General features: G+C 43.8%; 14 protein-coding genes and 4 pseudogenes. 16 read left to right on the top strand and 2 right to left on the bottom strand.

What is annotated here, in order from left to right:
- Positions 1-11 precede the first annotated feature (11 nt).
- From DXA15_RS10965 to DXA15_RS26335, 16 genes and pseudogenes are all read left to right on the top strand, one after another.
- Complete coding sequence (locus DXA15_RS10965; RefSeq protein WP_128134038.1) at positions 12-1,520, top strand: RagB/SusD family nutrient uptake outer membrane protein; 1,509 nt, start codon at positions 12-14, stop codon at positions 1,518-1,520.
- Between the two features lie 86 nt (positions 1,521-1,606).
- Complete coding sequence (locus DXA15_RS10960) at positions 1,607-3,424, top strand: DUF4091 domain-containing protein (protein ID WP_128134037.1); 1,818 nt, start codon at positions 1,607-1,609, stop codon at positions 3,422-3,424.
- Positions 3,425-3,474: 50 nt separating this feature from the next.
- Positions 3,475-3,627 carry a hypothetical protein gene (locus DXA15_RS10955; RefSeq protein ID WP_199676285.1) on the top strand — a complete coding sequence of 51 codons (153 nt, stop codon included), beginning with the start codon at positions 3,475-3,477 and terminating at the stop codon, positions 3,625-3,627.
- A gap of 150 nt (positions 3,628-3,777) precedes the next feature.
- A complete protein-coding gene (locus DXA15_RS10950; RefSeq protein WP_128134035.1) occupies positions 3,778-5,175 on the top strand; it encodes an arylsulfatase in 1,398 nt (465 codons plus the stop codon).
- A gap of 37 nt (positions 5,176-5,212) precedes the next feature.
- On the top strand, positions 5,213-7,879 hold the full coding sequence (locus tag DXA15_RS10945; protein ID WP_128134034.1) for a glycoside hydrolase family 2 TIM barrel-domain containing protein: 2,667 nt from the start codon (positions 5,213-5,215) through the stop codon (positions 7,877-7,879).
- 265 nt (positions 7,880-8,144) lie between these two features.
- Positions 8,145-8,255 (top strand): annotated as a pseudogene (locus DXA15_RS10940) (helix-turn-helix domain-containing protein); the annotation flags it as partial.
- Positions 8,256-8,523: 268 nt separating this feature from the next.
- Positions 8,524-10,125 carry a YfcC family protein gene (locus tag DXA15_RS10935; RefSeq protein WP_128134033.1) on the top strand — a complete coding sequence of 534 codons (1,602 nt, stop codon included), beginning with the start codon at positions 8,524-8,526 and terminating at the stop codon, positions 10,123-10,125.
- Positions 10,126-10,188: 63 nt separating this feature from the next.
- The gene (locus DXA15_RS10930) at positions 10,189-10,938 is read left to right on the top strand and encodes a glycoside hydrolase family 16 protein (protein ID WP_233567178.1); all 750 of its coding nucleotides are present in this window, start codon (positions 10,189-10,191) and stop codon (positions 10,936-10,938) included.
- A gap of 122 nt (positions 10,939-11,060) precedes the next feature.
- A complete protein-coding gene (locus DXA15_RS10925) occupies positions 11,061-11,396 on the top strand; it encodes a DUF5684 domain-containing protein (RefSeq protein WP_128134031.1) in 336 nt (111 codons plus the stop codon).
- 146 nt (positions 11,397-11,542) lie between these two features.
- Positions 11,543-12,757 carry an aminotransferase class V-fold PLP-dependent enzyme gene (locus tag DXA15_RS10920; protein ID WP_128134030.1) on the top strand — a complete coding sequence of 405 codons (1,215 nt, stop codon included), beginning with the start codon at positions 11,543-11,545 and terminating at the stop codon, positions 12,755-12,757.
- A 10-nt stretch (positions 12,758-12,767) separates the two neighbouring features.
- A pseudogene (locus DXA15_RS10915) lies at positions 12,768-13,168 on the top strand (VanZ family protein).
- A gap of 19 nt (positions 13,169-13,187) precedes the next feature.
- Positions 13,188-13,787: a ribonuclease HII gene (locus DXA15_RS10910; protein ID WP_128134028.1), complete on the top strand. Its 600-nt coding sequence runs from the start codon at positions 13,188-13,190 to the stop codon at positions 13,785-13,787.
- Positions 13,788-14,626: 839 nt separating this feature from the next.
- Positions 14,627-15,523 (top strand): TonB-dependent receptor plug domain-containing protein, encoded by an 897-nt coding sequence (locus DXA15_RS26350; protein ID WP_233567176.1) that lies wholly within the window; start codon positions 14,627-14,629, stop codon positions 15,521-15,523.
- Positions 15,524-16,598: 1,075 nt separating this feature from the next.
- Positions 16,599-17,927 carry a TonB-dependent receptor gene (locus DXA15_RS26345; RefSeq protein ID WP_233567175.1) on the top strand — a complete coding sequence of 443 codons (1,329 nt, stop codon included), beginning with the start codon at positions 16,599-16,601 and terminating at the stop codon, positions 17,925-17,927.
- A gap of 19 nt (positions 17,928-17,946) precedes the next feature.
- A complete protein-coding gene (locus DXA15_RS26340) occupies positions 17,947-18,939 on the top strand; it encodes a RagB/SusD family nutrient uptake outer membrane protein (RefSeq protein WP_233567174.1) in 993 nt (330 codons plus the stop codon).
- Positions 18,861-19,835, top strand: a complete 975-nt coding sequence (locus tag DXA15_RS26335; protein WP_233567173.1) for a RagB/SusD family nutrient uptake outer membrane protein — start codon at positions 18,861-18,863, stop codon at positions 19,833-19,835. Before DXA15_RS26340 ends, DXA15_RS26335 begins: the two co-directional genes overlap by 79 nt.
- A 63-nt stretch (positions 19,836-19,898) precedes the next feature.
- On the opposite strand, the pseudogene DXA15_RS10895 reads toward DXA15_RS26335, so the two are convergent.
- A pseudogene (locus tag DXA15_RS10895) lies at positions 19,899-20,323 on the bottom strand (SufE family protein).
- Positions 20,324-20,331: 8 nt separating this feature from the next.
- Positions 20,332-21,329: pseudogene (locus DXA15_RS10890) on the bottom strand (M28 family peptidase).
- Positions 21,330-21,348 lie beyond the last annotated feature (19 nt).

Below are 21,348 nucleotides of genomic sequence, written 5' to 3'. Positions count from 1 at the left end.
ATCATGTCATTATGAAAACATTAAAATTAATCATATTCGTTTTTATTGCCGTTGCACTCAATAGTTGTGAAGGCAAACTGGATCTGACTAATCCGAATAAGCCGACCGGAGAAACTTTCTGGAAGACGGAAGCCGACTTCAGACAGGCTATGGCCTCTTGTTATACGCCGCTAAAAAACTGGAATGGCGGATATTATGGAACCCGTGGACTGATGGCCCGTATTTCACGTGCGGATGATATTGAGTTCCGTAATGATATTCAGGAAATATATTCAATGCATCGTTTCACGAATGATCCGAACAATGCAGTGGCAAATAATATCTTTTATCAGTTCTACAATGCTATTTACAGGGCTAATTCTATTTTGCAAGAAATAGACGGTAAAGATTTTACAGAAGAGTTCATTGACCAGATTCGTGGCGAAGCTCTTTTTATCCGCGGCATGTATTATTTCCAGCTGGCAAAAGAGTTTGGTGATGTTCCTCTGCGGTTAACAGCTTCTCAGGATCCGGCAACTTTCCAGTTGGCTAAATCGAGCCAGGCGGAAGTGTACGGGCAAGCCGAAAAAGACTTTATCGAGTCAGCATCTCTGCTGCCTTTGGCAAATGATAAAGGGAAGCCGACACGGGGAACTTCGTATGCTTATTTAGGTAAATTGTATGTGTATATGGAAAAATGGCAGGAAGCTAAAAATACCCTGGAACCATTGACTAAAGCTCCGTATACGTATAAACTGGTAGATGATTTTACCTGGAATTTCGATGAGGAGCATGAAAACAATGCAGAAAGTATTTTTGAAATCCTCTATGAGCCGGTAGGCGGATCGGACCAGTGGGATAATGGTGAAACAGCCAATTCTGCCCAGTCGACCACCATTGCCGTTGAATATGCGGCTGGTGCTGTTGGCGGATGGTTTGAGGCAAAACCGACCCAGAAGATGATGGATATTTTCAGGAAAGAAAGAGCGGCAAACGGAGAGTATGATTATCGTACATTGACATCTGTGGCCTGGGATTATCCCGGTTGTATGTATTATATGAAGCCTATTCAGGAAGTATTATCCGGTGAAGACCTGAGTTCATACTGGATCCTTAAATATCAGAATTCCAAAACTCGTGAACAGGAAGTGGAAACAATTCCTTCCTATATCAACGAACGTGCTATGCGTTTTGCCGATGTGATTCTGTTATTGGCTGAGTGTGAACTGAATCTGAATAATACGGTACAGGCAATCGGTTACATAGACCAGATACGTACCCGTGGAGGTAACTTGCTTCCTTATTCCGGCAAGACAGATGCTGCATCGGTTAAGGAAGAACTGATCCATCAGCGTGCTATTGAGTTCTTTAAAGAAGGGGAACGTTTCTATGACCTTCGCCGTTGGGGGTTACTTGAACAGGAGTTGAAAGCGCAGGATCCAATCCGTTTTGCCAGCTTCCAGAAACGTCATTATTATTTGCCCATACCGGCTAAAGAGATACAAACCAACTTGTTGTGTACTCAGAATGGTGACTGGTAATTGAATAGAATAAGTTGACAGGATAAGGCCGTTACCGTCTGGCAACGGCCTTATTTGTCTCTGATAACAAAGTAAAACATATTTGTATGAAATCGAATAAAATAATAGTTGCTGTATTTTTAAGTATCAGTTTTAGTATACAGGGACAGGCGCAATCGACGGTAGGAGTCACTCATTCCGGCCAATCTACCGGGCAAACACCTTTTCCCGTAGATACGTATGCAGAATTGCGTAATCCGGCAACAACGGATCCGGGATTATGGAAAAATGTAAAAGGGACAAGTGTAAGTTGGGGTTCTACCGATATACGGTATAAAAAAGAAGAGCCGGCACCAGTCGGCCGGATAAGTAAAGAGATCGAACTGACGGCATGGAAGGGAGAACGTGTTGCTTCCCAGTGGGTTGTATGGGGTGATCAACCTTTACATAATCTATCCTTTTCTGTAACGGAACTGGTTCATAAAAATAAGAAAAGCAAGATTGGTCAGGATCGGTTGCTGTCAGGTTTTGTTCGTTATGTAATGACAGACGAACTGAATAAGGATGGAATGGGGGGATGTGGCTCCCGTCCGGATGCTGCTGCATTTGATTCGTCATTGGTTGCTGATCCGATAGATCACCTGACAAAAGTGCTTTCTTTACCGGAGCGTACTACCCAGGGAGGATGGGTACGCGTATGGGTTCCTCAAGATAGCCCGGCTGGTATTTATGAGGGCAAAGTGGTTTTGAAAGACGGGGATAAAACACTCGGGGAACTTGTTTTGAAAATCAATGTGAAAGATCGCATCTTGCCTATGCCGTCCGAGTGGATTTATCATCTTGACTTATGGCAGAATCCGTTCGCAATAGCACGTTATCATCAGGTTGAACCCTGGAGTAAGGCTCATTTTGATTGTATGCGTCCCTATATGGAGATGTATCGCCAGGCGGGAGGAAAGGTCATAACTGCCTCCATCATGCATAAACCCTGGAATGGGCAAACGTACGATTATTTTGAAACGATGATTACCTGGATGAAGAAAGCAGACGGTAGCTGGTCTTTTGATTACACTGTTTTCGATCGGTGGATAGAGTTTATGATGAGTGTCGGTGTAACGCAGGAAATAAACTGTTATTCGATGGTTCCCTGGAGGTTATCTTTTCAGTATTTCGATCAGGCAACCAATAGTCTGAAGTTTATAGAGATGAAACCCGGTGACCTGGAATATGAAGATATATGGGGAACTATGCTGAGGTCGTTTGCTGCTCATTTGAAAGAAAAAGGCTGGTTCGATATTACCCATATTTCTATGGATGAACGTCCTATGGCGGTTATGCAGGAAACATTGAAAGTGATACATAAGGCCGATCCAGGCTTCAAGGTTTCTTTAGCCGGTGCTTTACATGAAGAACTGTCTGACGAGCTGGATGATTACTGTGTGGCATTACGGATGAAATATTCAGAAGAGATGAAGGCTAAACGCAGAGCTGAGGGTAAAGTCACTACCTTTTATACCAGTTGTGAAGAACCTCGTCCGAATACATTTACCTTTAATCCGCCTGCCGAATGTGAATGGTTCAGTTGGTATGCGGCGAAAGAAAATCTGGATGGTTATTCCCGCTGGGCATTGAACAGCTGGGTGATCGAACCGTTGCTTGACAGCCGCTTCTATACCTGGCCGGGAGGAGATACTTATTTTATCTATCCGGGTGCAAGAACCTCCATGCGTTTTGAACGTCTGATTGCCGGTATTCAGGCATTTGAGAAAATCAGGATTTTGAGAGAGGAGTTCAATTTGTCGGGGAATCAACAGGCAAAAGCTAAAATAGATAAGGCATTGAGCCTGTTTGATGAAAATACGCTGGAAACTGTTCCCGCTTCAGTTGTTATATCTAAAGCAAATAAGATCATAAATAGTTATTGATATCGATCTGCCTTATAAATTGTAATCTCCGGACTTTAAAATTGAACTGTATGACACAGAAAGAGGGGCAGTATAAAGTGGATATTTATAAGAATGGCGAATGTATAAAGAGTAATTCGCTTTCTCTGAAAGCCGGAATATCCCGGTCGATAAGGCTGGAGGGAATAAGAATGGATGATATTGTATTTGTTTCTATCCGCTAAATAAGCCGAAAAAATGCGATTGTTGTTTGTATATATTGGTGATGATGCGGTAGAATTAGTTTTTTATAATGTATCTTTGGATGCCCAACCTTATGATAGTAATATGCGAGAGGAAAGAAAATTATATTAGATATAAAATAACTATAGAAAATGAAAACTCAACTTGTATTATGTATTGGCGGTTCCTTGTTGGCCGGGATGTCCGCTTGTAAAGACAAAGCTCCGGAAAAAGAAGTTCCGATGAATGTTATTTACATTTTGGCCGACGATCTGGGATATGGGGATATCGGTTGTTATGGTCAGCAGAAAATCAAGACGCCGAATCTCGATAAGATGGCGCGGGAAGGAATGCTGTTTACCCAGCATTATGCCGGCTGTACGGTCAGTGCCCCTTCCCGTTGTTCATTGATGACCGGTTTGCATACCGGACATTCGCAGATACGCGGAAACAAAGAAATTGCTCCGGAAGGGCAACAGCCGATGGAGGCTGATACCTATACTTTGGGTAAACTGATGAAGTCGGCAGGATATGCAACCGGTATCTTCGGCAAATGGGGGTTGGGGTATCCGGGTTCTTCTTCTGTTCCTTCTACGATGGGATTCGATGAATTTTTCGGTTATAATTGTCAGCGTCAGGCTCATTCTTATTATCCGGATCATCTGTGGCATAATAATGATACGGTATTCCTGAGTGAGAATGATAACAATGGACGTAAAGTGTATTCGCAGGATCTGATCCACGAACAGGCCTTGAAATTTATTCGTGACAACAAGGATAAGCCGTTCTATGCCATGCTGACGTACACCTTGCCGCATGCGGAATTAAATCTGCCGCACGATTCTATCTACCAGATGTATGAAAATACTTTTGAAGAAGTTCCTTATGATAAAGGAGGATATTATCCGTCAGAAAAGCCATATGCGTCTTTTGCGGCTATGGTAACACGGTTGGATAAATATGTAGGCGATGTAATGGCGGAATTGAAAGAACTGGGATTGGATAAGAATACGATCGTGATCTTTACCAGCGATAATGGCCCGCACAGGGAAGGGGGAGCCAATCCGGATTATTTCCTGAGTTACGGTCCGTTGAAAGGGGTGAAGAGGGATGTCTACGAAGGCGGTATCCGTGTTCCGATGATTGCCTGGAATCCTGCCAAGATCAAAGCCGGAGTGAAAACGGAACATATCAGTGCTTTCTGGGATGTGATGCCGACTTTGGCTGAACTGACAGGTGTCGCTTTGCCTCAGACAGGCGATGGCATCTCTTTCCTGCCGACTTTATTCTCTAAAGAAGGACAGAAGCAACATGAATATCTGTATTGGGAATTTCATGAACAGAATGGCCGTGAGGCTTTGCGTTGCGGTGACTGGAAACTGATCCGTCAACCGATCGTCGGTGAAACGATTCTGGAACTTTATGATCTGAGCAGCGATCTGCATGAAGATAACAATCTGGCTCAACAAAATCCGGAAAAGGTAAAAGAGCTGGAAGCGTTAATGGATGGTGCCCGTACCGAATCGCCTTTATTCAATTTCGGCAGGTAATATCAATACATCTTAGTCACAAATAAAATAAATAATAATGAAGAAGCTAGTAACGTATCTTGTATTGCTTTTTTGCTGCCTTCCTTTATGGGCGGCACATCAACCGGAGTTCTCGACTGCCGGATTCTTCCGTATGGATAATTCCGGACGTGAGGTTTTCTCGATGAATCCTGCCTGGCGTTTTTATAAAGGAGGTCTGGCTGGTGCAGAAGCCAAAGATTTTAATGATAAAGACTGGACGGTGGTTTCCTTGCCGCATGGCATCGAATACCTGCCGACAGAAGCCAGCGGCTGTATCAACTATCAGGGAGAATCCTGGTACCGCAAGCATTTCACACCGGATGTTGCTTTGAAAGGAAAAAAGCTGTTCCTGCATTTCGAAGCCATCATGGGTAAGAGTAAAGTATTTGTGAACGGAAAACAGCTGACGGAGCATTTTGGCGGTTATCTGCCGGTAGTGGTGGATGTGACAGAGGCACTGGACTGGAACGGTGATAACGTGATTGCAGTCTGGACCGACAACAGCGACGATCCTTCCTATCCTCCCGGAAAGGCACAGGATGTATTGGATTATACTTATTTCGGAGGAATTTACCGCGACTGCTGGCTGGTAGCCCATAACAACATCTTTATCACAGACCCGAATTATGAGAATGAGATTGCCGGAGGCGGCTTGTTCGTCGCTTTCGATAAGGTCTCGGATGCTTCGGCCGAAGTTTTGTTGAAAATACAGGTACGTAACGAAACGAAGAAAGCATTTACCGGTGTGGTAGAATATGAATTGCAACAACCGGATGGCAAGCAGGTCGCTTTTTTGAATGATAAGATCAGGATAAAAGCAGGTAAAGCCATGACAAGTTCGGATAAACTGTTGGTGAAGGAACCGCTGTTATGGAGTCCTTCTTCTCCTGCATTATATAACCTGTTGGTTCGTATCCGCGATGAAGAAGGGAATGTGATTGATGGTTATCGCCGCCGTATCGGTATCCGTAGCATTGAGTTTAATGGGAAAGACGGCTTTTGGCTGAACGGCAAACCTTATGATAAGCCATTGATCGGGGCAAATCGTCATCAGGACTTTGCCGTTGTTGGCAATGCCGTGGCAAATAGTATCCATTGGCGTGATGCCAAAAAACTGAAAGATGTCGGTATGGAGGTAATCCGTAACGCCCATTGCCCGCAAGACCCGGCTTTTATGGATGCTTGCGACGAACTGGGGTTATTCGTTATTGTGAATACGCCCGGCTGGCAGTTCTGGAACGATGCGCCTGAGTTTGCGCAACGTGTTTACAGCGACATCCGTAATCTGGTGCGTCGTGACCGTAACCATCCTTCGGTATGGCTTTGGGAACCGATCCTGAATGAGACCTGGTATCCGGCAGACTTTGCCAAAAACACTAATGATATCGTGCATGCCGAATATCCTTACCCCTCCTGCTATTGCGGCAGTGACAGCGAAGCACGTGGTCATGAAGTATTTCCGGTGCTCTTCGCTCATCCCCAGAATGCAGATCCAATGTGGGCGCTGAAGCATGCGGACGATTCAAAGACTTATTTTACCCGTGAGTGGGGAGATAACGTAGACGACTGGAACTCTCATAATTCTCCCAGTCGTGTTGCCCGCAATTGGGGTGAACAGGCCATGCTGATACAGGCACAACATTATGCTTCTCCGTCTTATCCTTATACCAGCTATGACGCTTTGTTTCAGACTTCCCCCCAGCATGTGGGTGGTTGTTTATGGCATTCGTTCGACCATCAGCGTGGTTATCATCCGGATCCTTTCTACGGAGGAATCATGGATGTATTCCGCCAGCCTAAGTTCTCTTATTATATGTTTATGGCACAGCGTCCGCCGGTGAAGACCGGTCTGATAGCTGAAACGGGTCCGATGGTTTTTATTGCTCACGAAATGACACCGTTCTCAGGAAAAGACGTAGTTGTTTATTCCAATTGCGATGAGGTGCGGCTGACTTACAACAAAGGAGGAAAAACATATACTCATAAGAAGGATAAGAACCGTAAGGGGATGCCTTCGCCTGTTATCACTTTCCTTGATGTTTATGATTTTATGATAGATAAAGCCTTGTCGAGAGAACAGAAACAAGCTGATGTTTATCTGCTGGCAGAAGGACTGATAGACGGAAAAGTAGTTGCTACCCATAAAGTAACCCCTGCTCGCCGTCCTGAGAAACTATTGCTTTGGGTGGATAACGAAGGTACGAACCTGGAAGCAAACGGCTCTGATTTTGTAACAGTTGTTGCCGCCGTAGCTGATAAGCAAGGCAACATCAAGCGGCTGAACAATTACTTCATCAAGTTCCATATCGAAGGTGAAGGTCGTATCCTGGGAGGTTCCGATGTGATGGCAAATCCGGCTCCGGTGAAATGGGGAACAGCTCCGGTACTGGTACAGTCTACCTTGAAACCGGGGAAGATCAAAGTCATGGCCAGTGTCCTGATGGAAGGCTCCCAGATGCCGATCAGCGCAGAATTTGAACTGGAAAGTACCCCGGCCGTTTATCCGTTACTCTATAATCAATCGGAGGCCGCTCTTATTCCTCTGACTGTAACCGGCAAGACAGATATGCAAATGAGCAAATCATCAGCCGAACGCGAAGTAGAACGTCTTCAAAAAGAAGTGAATGCCTTGAAACTGAAAGAGGTGGAAAGACAGCAGACAGAGTTCGGAGAACAGAGATAGGGTTATTACAGAAAGATTTGAATGTTTTATGACGTTGTGGACCCGAAGGGTTCAATTGTGAATAGCCCCCGGTGAAACCGGGGGAATATATTGGTCCCAATCGGTGAGCCCCGAAGGGGTTCAGCCATAGCATGTTGTTCGCCCCCTGCGGGGACGTACCATCCGGCAGATATTGGGTCCCCCGGCTTCACCGGGGGCTATTCACAGTTAGTCCTTTCAGGACAAGCAGCGACACTAAAACATTCAATTCTGATAAATTTTGAACTATTCGATAGAGGAAATCGCAGAAATGGTCGGTTTCAATGATACGGCCACCTTCCACAAATGTTTCATGGAACAATACGGAACGACACCTTCGCAATATGGGCCGCCGTAAGGCCGATATATAGTTATATTTACCTGAAAACCCGTTTTAAACGAGCACTAACTTCGTTTAAAACGGGTTTTTTCTCGTTTAAAACGGGGTTACAGTCCGTTTAAGACGAATTTCATCTCGTTTAAAACGAGATTTTTGCAACAATTTGCCCGGAATGTTTCATTTCTGAATAAATATCGAACCCATAAACACCTCCATTCTCTTTCTTTTTTTGAATAAAACAAATGTTTGCCTTAATTTTGCGGTTAATTCTAATCCAAAAGAACGAATGAAACTGAATAAGATACCGCATACTTACACAATTATATCCGTTGTAATCCTGATCTGTGCCGTCCTTTCCTGGATCATTCCTGCCGGCGAATATTCCAGGGAGGTACGGGCAGTCAATGGTACCGAACGTACGGTTATTGTAGATAATTCCTTTCATGCAGTCGATCCCGCTCCACAGAGCTGGCAGGTCTTCGGTGTGTTGCTGGAAGGATTCGAGAAACAGGCTGGCATCATAGCTTTCCTGCTGATTATCGGGGGAGCTTTCCAGATTATGAACAGTAGCCGGGCGATCGATACCGGGATACTATCTTTTCTGCGCAGTTCGCGTAAGGTCGAGAAATATAGACTTTTCCGGATGATTGGAGTGAATAATGTCGTGATATCCTTGATTATAACCCTGTTCAGTTTGTTCGGAGCCGTATTTGGCATGAGTGAGGAGACGCTTGCGTTTGTCATCATTATTGTGCCGCTTGCCATATCGATGGGGTATGATTCCATCACAGGACTCTGTATGGTTTATGTGGCGGCACATGTCGGTTTTTCAGGAGCTATCCTGAATCCGTTTACAATCGGAATCGCGCAGGGATTGTCTGACTTGCCGCTGTTCTCCGGTTTCGGTTACCGGTTGTTTTGCTGGGCGGTACTTACTTCTATCCTGATCGTTATCGTTCTCCGTTATGCGGCAAAGGTGAAAAAGAATCCGAGGCTGTCTTCTATGTATGAGGCGGATGCCTACTGGCGGGAAAAGGGAGAAATTGCTTCCGAAGAGGTGCAGGAAGAAAAGACGACCCGTTCCGCCTGGGTTGTCTACCTATTGTTATTGCTTTCATTGATCGGCTTTTCGATCTATTACCCTTCTACCACATTTGAAGTAGGAGAGAGTGCTGTGAGTTTTCCGGCAGTACCGGTGTTTACCACCCTTTTTGCTTTGACCGGTTGGTTGGGACTGCACAAGTCGAATCAGTTTTTTATTTTGAACTTATTGGGCTATACTATTGTCTTTCTGGTAGTAGGCGTGATGGGATATGGATGGTATCTGATGGAAATATCGGCTATCTTCCTGGCTATGGGACTGCTGTCCGGGTTTGCCAATAACGAGGGAGCCGACGGGATCATCAGCCAGTTCCTGACCGGAGCTAAAGATATGCTTTCGGCTGCACTGGTAGTCGGACTGGCGGGCGGGATTATCCAGATACTACAGGACGGGCGTATCATCGATCCGATCCTGCATAGTATGGCTACTTTAATGGGAGAGGCCGGAAAGATTGCTTCTCTCGGAGTTATGTACCTGATCCAGACTACGATCAATATTATTATCCCTTCCGGTTCGGCGAAGGCGGCATTGACTATGCCGATTATGGCACCATTCTCGGATGTGATCGGTATTTCCCGCCAGGCAACAGTGCTGGCGTTCCAGTTCGGTGACGGGTTTACCAATATGATCACACCAACTTCCGGTGTTTTGATGGGGGCGCTCGGCTTGGCTCATATACCTTATGAAATATGGGTGAAGTGGTTTTTCCGCATTCTTATCCTGTTTATTTTGCTGGGAATGTTATTGTTAATTCCCACAGTTTTAATACCTTTGGATGGATTCTAATCACTTATTCTTAAATACTGCGATATGAAAAAGAACTTTTTAGGGCTGTTGGCCTGCTTGGGCATGATGATTGCCTTACCGTGTTGTAAACCGTCACCTGCTGAGTGGAAATTGGTTTGGGAAGATAACTTCGACCAGACCGGTAGTTTTGATCCTGCTTCATGGAGTAAGATCCCCCGTGGCAAATCTGACTGGAATAACTATATGTCCGATTTTGACTCTTGCTATGCCATGCGTGACGGGAAGTTGGTATTGCGCGGCCTGGTTAATTACAGTCTGCCGACCGATACGGCGGCCTATATAACCGGTGGTGTTTATACAAAGGATAAAGTAGGCTTTAATAACGGGCGTCTGGAAATTCATGCAAAGCTGAACGGAGCGATCGGCGCATGGCCTGCTTTCTGGCTGCTGCCCCAAGATGGCAAATGGCCCGGTGGAGGTGAGATCGACATTATGGAGCGTCTGAACAATGATAGTATCGCTTATCAGACAGTCCATTCCCATTATACTTTTGATCTGGGCATTAAAGATAATCCGAAACAGGGGAGTACCGGACTTATCAACCCGGATGATTTTAATACCTACACGGTAGAAATGTATCCGGATAGTCTGGTGTTTTTCATAAATGAAACCCGTACGTTTGCCTATCCCCGGATTGAAACGGATAAGGAAGGGCAGTTCCCCTTTAATGACGGTAAATTTTATCTGTTGCTGGATATGCAGTTGGGCGGTAGCTGGGTAGGTACCGTTGATCCGGAAGATCTGCCGGTAGAAATGGAGATCGACTGGGTTCGCTTCTATCAAAAGCAATAACGTATATTATGTTAAGTGAATAAAATATGATACATGTTTATGGTGGAAGACAACAACATTTTGATATAAAAAGTTTATCTTTATGGCGTAAATAATGTTTAAATATCTAAAATCTAACTGTAATGATTGGTTCTATTATTCAACTGGCTTTATCTATACTGATGATTGTCAGCATGTGGAAAATCTTTGAAACTTTCGGCCAAAAAGGCTGGGCGTGTATTATTCCGTTCTACAACATCATTGTTATGTTGCGTATTGTAAAGTGGGAACCGGTTAAATTCTGGTTTTTCCTGATCCCTATCTACAACATCTATCTATCTTTCCTGCTGTACAAGGATATAGCGGCAAAATATGGTAAAGGTGACAATGCGTATGCTGTAGGCCTGCTTTTATTACCGTTTATTTTCTTCCCGCTGTTGGCGTTCAAAGAAACTCCGGTTGCGGAAACTGTAGAGTAATTAGTATTGAGGGTACAAGAAAGCCTTTCGCGTAGAAACGAAAGGCTTTTTTTATATTCTTATATCTGTATAAATGAATAAATCGCCGTTGTTAAAATAAACATCGTATCTTTGGCGTTTGTTATACGACTAAAGATACACGAGCTATGTTAGATATACAGTCTATCCGGAAAGATTTTCCAATACTGGAACATAAGATATACGATAAACCGCTCATTTACTTCGATAACGGTGCTACAACGCAGAAGCCCCGGTGTGTGGTTGAAAAGATAGAAAGCGGTTATTATAATGTGAATGCCAACATCCATCGCGGAGTGCATTTTCTGAGCCAGGCTGCAACCGAAGCGCATGAAGAAGCACGTAAGACCGTACAATCATTCCTGAATGCGCGTTCTTCCAATGAAATTATTTTTACACGCGGAACGACGGAAGCGATCAATCTGATAGCTTCCAGCTTCACCGACGAGTGTATGTCGGCTGGCGATGAGGTGATTGTCTCTGTTATGGAGCATCATTCCAATATCGTCCCCTGGCAGATACAGGCAGCCCGCAAAGGAATAGCCTTGAAAGTGATCCCGATGAATGAAAAGGGGGAACTGGATATGGAGCAGTTCCGTGAACTCTTCTCGGAACGGACGAAGCTGGTTTCCGTAACCCATGTCTCGAATGTGCTGGGTACAATAAATCCGGTGAAAGAAATAATTGAGGAAGCGCATAACCATGATGTGCCGGTATTGATAGACGGTGCGCAGGCTGTGCCTCACCTGGCAGTCGATGTGCAGGATCTAGATGCTGAGTTCTATGTATTCTCCGGTCATAAAGTATACGGACCTACCGGTATCGGTGTGTTGTATGGAAAAGAAGAATGGCTGGACAAGCTGCCTCCTTACCAGGGTGGTGGCGAAATGATCGCGACTGTCTCGTTTGAGAAGACGACATTTAATGAATTACCGTTTAAATTTGAAGCCGGTACCCCTGATTATATCGGTAGTACGGCTTTGGCAGAAGCCCTGCGTTATGTCAACCGTTTGGGGATGGATAATATCGCCGTTTACGAAGACGAACTGTTACGTTATGCGACCGAAAAGCTGAATGCAATCGAAGGAATGCGTATTTTCGGGCAGGCCGACCATAAGGGGGCAGTTCTTTCTTTTCTGGTAGGCAATATTCATCATTATGATATGGGGATGCTGCTCGACCGTTTGGGAATTGCCGTGCGTACCGGTCACCATTGTGCCCAACCGCTGATGCAGGCTTTAGGCATTGAAGGTACCGTGCGTGCTTCTTTCTCTTTTTATAATACGAAAGAAGAGATCGATATTTTTGCTGCCGGGGTAGAACGTGTAAGAAAAATGTTTTAATAAGTAGTCTATGTTATATTACCTGAAGAAATATCCAATATCCTTGACAATCATTCTGGTTGTTATTTATCTGTCGTTTTTCAGGCCGCCTCGATGGAGATTGGAAAGATCCCGGGAATAGACAAGGTAGCCCATATTTGTATGTATGCCGGATTGTCCGGTATGCTTTGGATCGAGTTTTTGCGTAATCACCGGAAATACGATGAGGTCTTGTGGCATGCCTGGATAGGAGCCGTGCTTTGTCCGATCCTGATGAGCGGGGCGATTGAATTATTGCAGGAATATTGTACGTCATACCGGGGAGGCGACTGGTTTGATTTCCTGGCAAACATCACAGGAGTTGCATTGGCAACCTTATTCTCTTATTTCGTGTTGCGCCCCTGGATGATAAAAAAGAAGATAGTAAATTGATTCATACAAATAAAACGCTATGTTGTTACCTTATTTGGAAGCAAACCGGATAGAAGCCGGATGTGATGAAGCCGGACGCGGATGTTTGGCCGGATCGGTATTTGCCGCTGCTGTTATTTTACCGCCTGATTTCAAGAACGAAGATTTGAATGACAGCAAACAGTTGAGCGAAAAGAAACGGTATGCCTTGCGTCCTGTTATAGAGAAAGAGGCAATAGCCTGGGCTGTCGGTATCGTTACTCCTGAAGAAATTGATAAGATAAACATACTGAAGGCTTCTTTTCTGGCTATGCACCGTGCCATCGACCAATTGCAGGTAAGACCGGAGCATTTACTGATAGATGGAAATCGCTTTACTCCTTATCCCGATATAAATCATACGACAGTGGTGAAGGGGGATAGTAAATATCTGAGTATCGCCGCTGCCTCCATCCTTGCCAAAACTTATCGTGACGATTATATGGACGAACTAGCCAAAGAGTATCCGGATTATCACTGGACTGAAAATAAAGGTTACCCCACTAAAGCCCACCGTGAAGCAATCCGTACGATCGGAATTACTCCTTATCACCGTAAAACATTTACTTTATTACCGGAACAATTGACATTGAATTTTTAGTTTTCATTCTTCATCTTTCAACTAATGCCATTGCACTGAGTAACCCCTATTTATTAGTAACACCGGCGGACCTGAAGGGTTCGATTATGAATAGCCTCCGGTGAAGCCGAAGGAATAGTGGTTTCCCTCCAGTGAGCCCCGAAGGTGTTCAATCATAGCTTGTTGTCGTTATTCGCCCCTTTCAGGGACGTGGTGTTTGGCGGATATCCGAATCCCCCGGCTTCACCGGGAGCTATTCACAGTTAGTCCCTTCGGGACCATAACCAAAAAGTGTTTAGTGCTCTCTTTGGGCTCTTTTTTTTAACATAGTTCACATAGGACTAGGTTAAGAAACCGATTGCAAATATAGTATTTTTTGCAAAAACAACATACTTTAATGCAAAAATTAATAAAATAAGGCTATGAATTACTTCTTTCTTGCAGAGAAAAGCCCCTTTATCTTCTTAAAAGACCTAGTCCTATGTGAACTATGTTAATAATACCTCTAGTGTTGATATTTTAAAAAACTTAGTTTGATAAAATATGCAGGTAAATCGATCTGATAGTTTGCTATTGGATTGTCTTCTTTGGATACTTCTAAGATATTAATGTTATTGTTGATTTTTAGAAAAAAAACGCTAATTGTCTGTTATGGTATAAAAACGCTAAAAAACTCCTGTCATCTGTATTGAGGGAGATACTATACATCTAAAAAAGTCTATATAGAATTTCTAACTTTTTATTCCTGGTTGATTATGAGGTACAATAGTAGCTAATAGAAGAGATAGAAGGGTCGTTCCTTTTAACCTAATCCGTGAATAGTTTTTTTATTCAAGTTCTAATCGTTAATTAATTAAGTTATGAATAATTACACAAAGAAAGTTGCCTGCATGGCCATTCCTTTGTTTTGTCTTAATTTGACCATGGCGGCTGAAAGTAATCTTTCAGACCTTGATATCCGGAAAGCCGTAGCAATAGAGGAAGCTGCATCGGTAAATCAGAATACCCGCAAAGTGACAGGTGTCGTTAAAGATGAAAACGGGGAGCCGGTAATTGGCGCCAGTGTTGTTGAAGTAGGCACAACGAATGGTATTATGACAGATATGGACGGAAAGTTTGAATTGTCCGTCAAAGCTAACGGTTCATTACAAGTCTCTTATGTAGGTTTTGTAACCCAGACTATAAAACCTGGAAATAAAAACAATATTCAAATCATATTACAGGAAGATAACCAGGCATTGGACGAAGTGGTGGTTGTCGCTTTCGGTAAAAGTACGAAAGAGGCCTTCACCGGTTCTGCCGGTATAATGAAATCGGACGACCTTTTGAAAGCACAGGTTAGTAATCCGGCTCAGGCTTTGGCAGGGCGTGTAGCCGGTGTACAGCTAAGCAATTCATCTTCACAACCGGGTAGTTCGCCTTCTATTACAATTCGTGGTTTCGGTTCAATCTCTTCAGATACAGAACCTTTGATCGTTGTTGACGGTATGCCTTTCGATGGTGACCTGAACCTGATAAACTCGAACGATATCGAGTCGATGACCGTATTGAAAGATGCAGCATCTAATGCTTTGTATGGTGCCCGTGGTGCCAATGGTGTTATCATGATACTACAAAGAAAGGTAAGAATGGTGATGCAAAAGTATCAGTTGATGCCAAATGGGGGGCTAACTCGAATGGTCTCCAGAATTATAAAACGACAAACGCCCAGCAGTTCTACGAAACTTATTACAAGATGTTGTATAACTATTATATAACTGAACCGGGCGGTTCTATGTCGGCAACAGATGCTCATGCTTTGGCAAATCAACATCTGACAAATTCATCCAGTGGTGTCGGTCCGGGTTATATGATATATACGGTTCCTGAAGGACAAGACTTTATTCAACAGGGTGGCGTAATGAATCCGGGAGCGACTATGGGAGCACTTTATGATTATAATGGTCAGAAATTCTGGTTGCAGGCCGATGACTGGGAAGAGATCGGGTTGCAGAACGGCTTCCGTCAAGAGTATAACGTATCGGTATCCGGTGCTTCCGAGCGTATAAACTATTATACCTCTATAGGATATTTGGATCAGGACGGTATCCAGGAAGGGTCCATGCAAAAACGTTTAACTGCACGTGCAAAATTGGATTACCAAGCAAAGAAATGGTTGAAAGTCGGTGCAAACTTCAACTATACAAAATATAATTACAGCCAGACGTCCGAAGGTACGATCGGTACTGGAACCATCTGGAGTACAATAAAGAGCCAGGCTCCTATTTACCCTGTTTATCTCCGGGATGCGAACAAGAATATTATGATCGACCAGTGGGGAGAGAAAATGTATGACTTTGCACAAGCTTATGATCTGACTCGTGCAGGCGGTGTAGGAGGTAACTGTATCTTCTCTAACAAATACCGTTCGGATGAAACAACAGGTAATTCTTTTATTGCCAGTGGTTATGCAGATATTAATCTGACTCAGGATCTGACATTCACGTTTAATGCCAATGCATATGATTATGATCGTCGTTATACCTATGCAACCAGTCCTTTTGTCGATTACTATACCAGTTCTTCTGATAATGGTTACCTCTCGAAAGCATCTTACCGTACTTTCACTTATAATACGCAACAGTTATTGAATTATAACAAGCAGTTCGGTAAACATGATGTCGGAGCAATGGTCGGTCATGAATATTATAATTACAAATATGAATCATTGAGTGCTTCCGGACGTAATTTCGGAATCGATGGAACACGTGAACTGGCTACTCTTTTGAATTTGAATAATAATCCGTACTCTTATTCAAATTCCTATAATAATGAGGCTACTTCTTCCGCGCCATGTATAACTACGATGCGAAGTACTTCGGTTCGGTATCTTATCGTCGTGATGCTTCTTCACGTTTCGCGAAAGAACACCGTTGGGGTAACTTCTGGTCGGTCGGCGGAGCTTGGCTTATTTCAAAAGAGGCTTTCTTCAATGCTCCCTGGGTAAACTCCCTGAAGCTGAAAGCGTCTGTCGGATCGCAGGGTAATGACAATATCGGTGATTATTTGTATGCCGATTCTTACAAAGTGGTAAATAATGATGATCAGGCTGCTTACCAGTGGCGTCAGAAAGGTTCCGGTGATATTACTTGGGAAACCAATACAAACTGGAATATAGGAACAGAATTTGATCTTTTCGGCGGACGCCTAAGTGGTAGCTTGGATTATTTCTATCGGAAAACCAGTGATATGTTGTTTTCTCTGAATACACCTCCCTCTATTGGTTACACTAGTTATTTCGTTAACTTGGGTGATATGCGTAATGCCGGTCTTGAACTGGTTTTACAGGGTACCCTGATCAGTAATAAGGATTTCAAATGGGATGTTAACTTCAATATTTCTCATGTAAAGAATAAAGTATTGACTTTACCGGATGCAATCAAAACAACAAAAGTAGACGGACATAACGGTTATGTCAATCTGGATAAATCGTTTGTATCCAAATACAAATATTTTGTGGCAGAAGGTCTTTCACTGTATACTTGGTACTTGCCTAAATTTGCCGGTCTGGATCCTGAAACAGGAGAATCTTTATTCTATAAAGATATTCTTGATGAGGCAGGAAATGTCACAGGACAAGAAACAACCAAGGATGCAAGTCAGGCAACCGATTATCTGATTGGTGATGCTCTTCCTTCTTTCTATGGTGGTTTGGGTACTTCATTATCCTATCGTGGTTTTGACTTCTCTATCAACTTGAACTATCAGTTGGGGGGAAAGGCTTACGACTATACTTATCAGACATTGATGCACACAAGTACCACTACGTCTACAACCTGGCATAAGGACATCTTAAATGCCTGGTCACCGGAAAATACAGGTTCAAGTGTTCCGCGTTTACAGTTTGCAGAAAAGTATTCACAGAATCCGCGTTCAGACCGCTTCATAACCAATGCAAGCTATCTGAATATCCAGAACATCAACTTGGGATATACATTGCCTTCCAGTCTGACACAGAAGTATAATATCCAGAATATACGTGTTTATTTCTCGGGTGAAAACCTGTTCTATTTCTCGGCACGACAGGGATTCGATCCTCGTTATACATTGAAAGGATATAGTAATCCGGAACTTTATTCTCCGATACGTACTATCTCGGGTGGTATTTCATTGACATTCTAAACACTAAAAAGAAAACATCATGAAGAAATATAAGATTTTATTGGCTACTGCGGCTCTTTTGGGGCTAAGTAGCTGTATCGAAGAAACATTGCCGACAGAATATGTGCTGAATGACCAAATTCAAGCATCGGAATCGGCTTTACAGGGGATGGTCAACTCTATTTATACTTCGATGGGCGGGTATATAAATGATGACGGTGGCATAGAAATGATTTCGTATGGTAGTATGCGTGCCATGCTTGAACATAGTACGACCCAGTTTGTTTGTTCCGGTGCGAATGGGTATAACACCATGGGAGCTTATTGCTATGGAGCGATCAGTGCTACTGGTTCCAATCGAGGATTGTATCCTTCTTATCTCTACTATTCTTATATTAAGAATGTAAACGACATTATCGGGATGATCGATGTAAATGATTTGGATGATACGAAAAAGGGATATTTGGGCGTCAGCTATGCTTACCGTGCACTTTATTATTTGGACCTGGTTCAGATTATGGAATACAAGAAACCAACCGATAGCCGTTACAGCTATGTAAGTCCTGAAAATGACTTGACGAATCTGGGGGTGCCTATCGTAACAGAGAAGACAACATCGGAAGAGGCTTCCAACAACCCGCGTGCAACAGTGGATGCAGCCTACGATTTGATATTGAGTGACCTGCAACAGGCAGAAACATATCTGAACGGATATACCCGTACTGATAAAACCCAGCCGAACCTGGCGGTTGTGTATGGTTTGTATGCCCGTACATATGCAAATCTGGCTTCTCGTGTGAAAACATCCGCTACCTATAAAGACGAAGCATCCTATTGGCAGAAATCCGGTGAATATGCAGATAAGGCTATTTCTGTAGCCGGTTGTACTCCATTGACAGAAGCAGAGTGGACTGACCCGGTTAATGGTTTTAACAATCGTAACTCTCAGAATTCATGGATGTGGGCGACTTCTATTTCCGAGGTAACACCACTGCTGCTACGGGAAACAATCAGTCATTCTCTTTTGCTATGATCTTCGGAACAGAAACGACTTTCAGTGTGTATGGTTGGCGTGTCGGTCGTTCACTCGATCGTAAATGGTACGAACGCCTTTCGGACAACGACTTCCGTAAGAAATCATGGTTGGATCCCAGCTTTTTCTATGAATCGAAAAATCAGAAAGAGGGTGAGCCGTATTTGGTGGAGAGAGATGCTGATGGTAAGTTCATTAATAACAAATGGGCATTGAACGATGTAAGTACAAGTACTACTCAAAGTGATTGGAGTGATGATTATTCTGGATTCGGTCCTGATAAATATCAATATAAGTACAACAGTTCTGCCTCATGGATTCGTTCACGTATCAATTCGTCCAACGGTTTCCAGTCATGGCCGTGGTTGTATGTAAATATGAAATTCCGTCCGCATAACGGAGACTATCGTACTCATACCATCGGCGGTGCAGTTGATTATCCGATCATGCGTATTGAGGAAATGTATTTCTTGAAAGCTGAAGCGGCACTTCATACATCGGGAGTACCTGCGGCAGCAAAAGCATTGGAGGATATTGTGAAAACACGTAATTCCGTTTATACCTGTACAGCTACTACTGCCGATGCATTCCTGGATGAATATGTTTTCCAGAAAGGTATCGAGTTCTGGGGTGAGGGAATTAATTATTTTGATGCTAAACGTTTGGAAGTTGGTATCCACCGTGCTTACAAAGGTTCCAACTGTGAACGTTATCAGCACTGTATTGATATGGATGGAGTCTATGTAGGTTGGACTCCGGGCTGGAATCAGGCTGAATTGAATGCCAATCCTGCCATCTTCCATTATAATAATCCGTATACGAATCCGACGACTTATTATGTATTTAAGTCTAATGATGAGCTTAGGCCGTATTATGGTACCGAAATCACTGAATAAGAAGGGTTATTTGAAATAGTAGAAAGGTATGCCGTGGTTGTCGGCATACCTTTTTTATTTGAATTATCCTTGTTCTTTTGTCCGGAAAGCCAGTGCGTACATTCGCATTTGCTTGACCATAGCCACCAGGCCGTTTGAGCGGGTAGGGGAAAGGTGCTCCTTCAATCCGATCTGCTCAATGAAATAAAGATCGGTATCCAGGATCTCCTGCGGGGTATGGCCGGACAGGACGTTGATCAGTAAGGATACGATACCTTTTACAATCACAGCATCGCTTTCGCCTTTGAATATAATTTTGCCGTCTTCGTAGTCTGCCTGAAGCCATACACGGCTCTGGCAACCTCGATCAGGTTACTTTCTGTTTTATACTTTTCTTCCAGCGGGGGAAGTGAGTTGCCTAAATCGATCAGCAACGCATACTTGTCCATCCAGTCGTCGAAGGCTGAGAACTCTTCAATAACATTATCCTGAAGTTCGTTGATAGTCATCGTTTGTATTATTTCTTTTGTCGGTTATATATTACTTCCAGAACCGTTTGCCCTACCGCTTTAAGGGTTTCGCGGTCGATATTTTCCATATTGTCCTTTTGTGTATGCCAGTACCAACCGAAACCGCTTTTGCTGTCAGGGTCGTAGTTGATAATGTCGATACAAGGGATATTGCGTCCTTTGATCACATATTCGTGATCATCGGTGATGGCGCCGCCTGTCGCATTGATGAAATACCTGCCGTATCCGAGGTTGCGTGCCGTGCTCCATACCATTTCCACAATGTTGCCAGCCTTGTTCAATGAAGTCTGTTCCTTGAAGAAAGTGGCGTTTTTAGCTCCGACCATATCCAGCAGGATACCGAAGTCGGCGCGGTAATTGGGTACGTGCGGATTCTTTGCCCAAAACTGGGTCCCCAGGCACCAGGTGTCGGGTTTATAATCGTCTACAAACTCCGGTGTACCGTAATCTTCAGCATCAAAGAAGATGATGTCAATACCTACTCCGGGATCTTTTTGCCCGATCTGCCGGGCTATTTCAAGCAAAGCTCCTACACCGCTGGCTCCGTCGTCGGCTCCGTCGATCGCTTTGCGATGATTAGCCGGGTCGGGATCGTGGTCGGAATAAGGACGCGAATCCCAATGGGCGAAGAGCAGGATACGTTTATCGTTTTCCGGGTTGAAAGAGCCGATGATGTTTTTGGCTTCCAGTCCGGTATTGTCGTAGGCGGTAAGCATGGCTTCCTGTTCGTATACTTTGGCCCCGAAACGTTTCAGTTCGGAGGCGAGATAGTTGCCGCATGCTTTATGGGCATCGGTGTTCGGTACGCGCGGGCCGAATTTAACCTGGTTTTCAACATAAACATAGCGCTGTCGGCATTGAAAGAAGGCGTTGTTGTTGTCATTGGCGTCTGGCTGACTGTCGTTACTTCCTGTTGCTGGTTCTTTGCCTGGCTACAGGCGAGCAATGAAAAAGCAAATAGAGCTATATACAAAACGTGCATCATATCTGTTAGTATTTCTTTA

It is taken from the genome of Parabacteroides sp. AM58-2XD (assembly GCF_003463685.1).
In the GTDB taxonomy this organism is placed as follows: domain Bacteria; phylum Bacteroidota; class Bacteroidia; order Bacteroidales; family Tannerellaceae; genus Parabacteroides; species Parabacteroides segnis.
The sequence above is the reverse complement of the archived record's forward strand: the minus strand, read 5'-3'. Positions and strand labels throughout refer to the sequence as shown.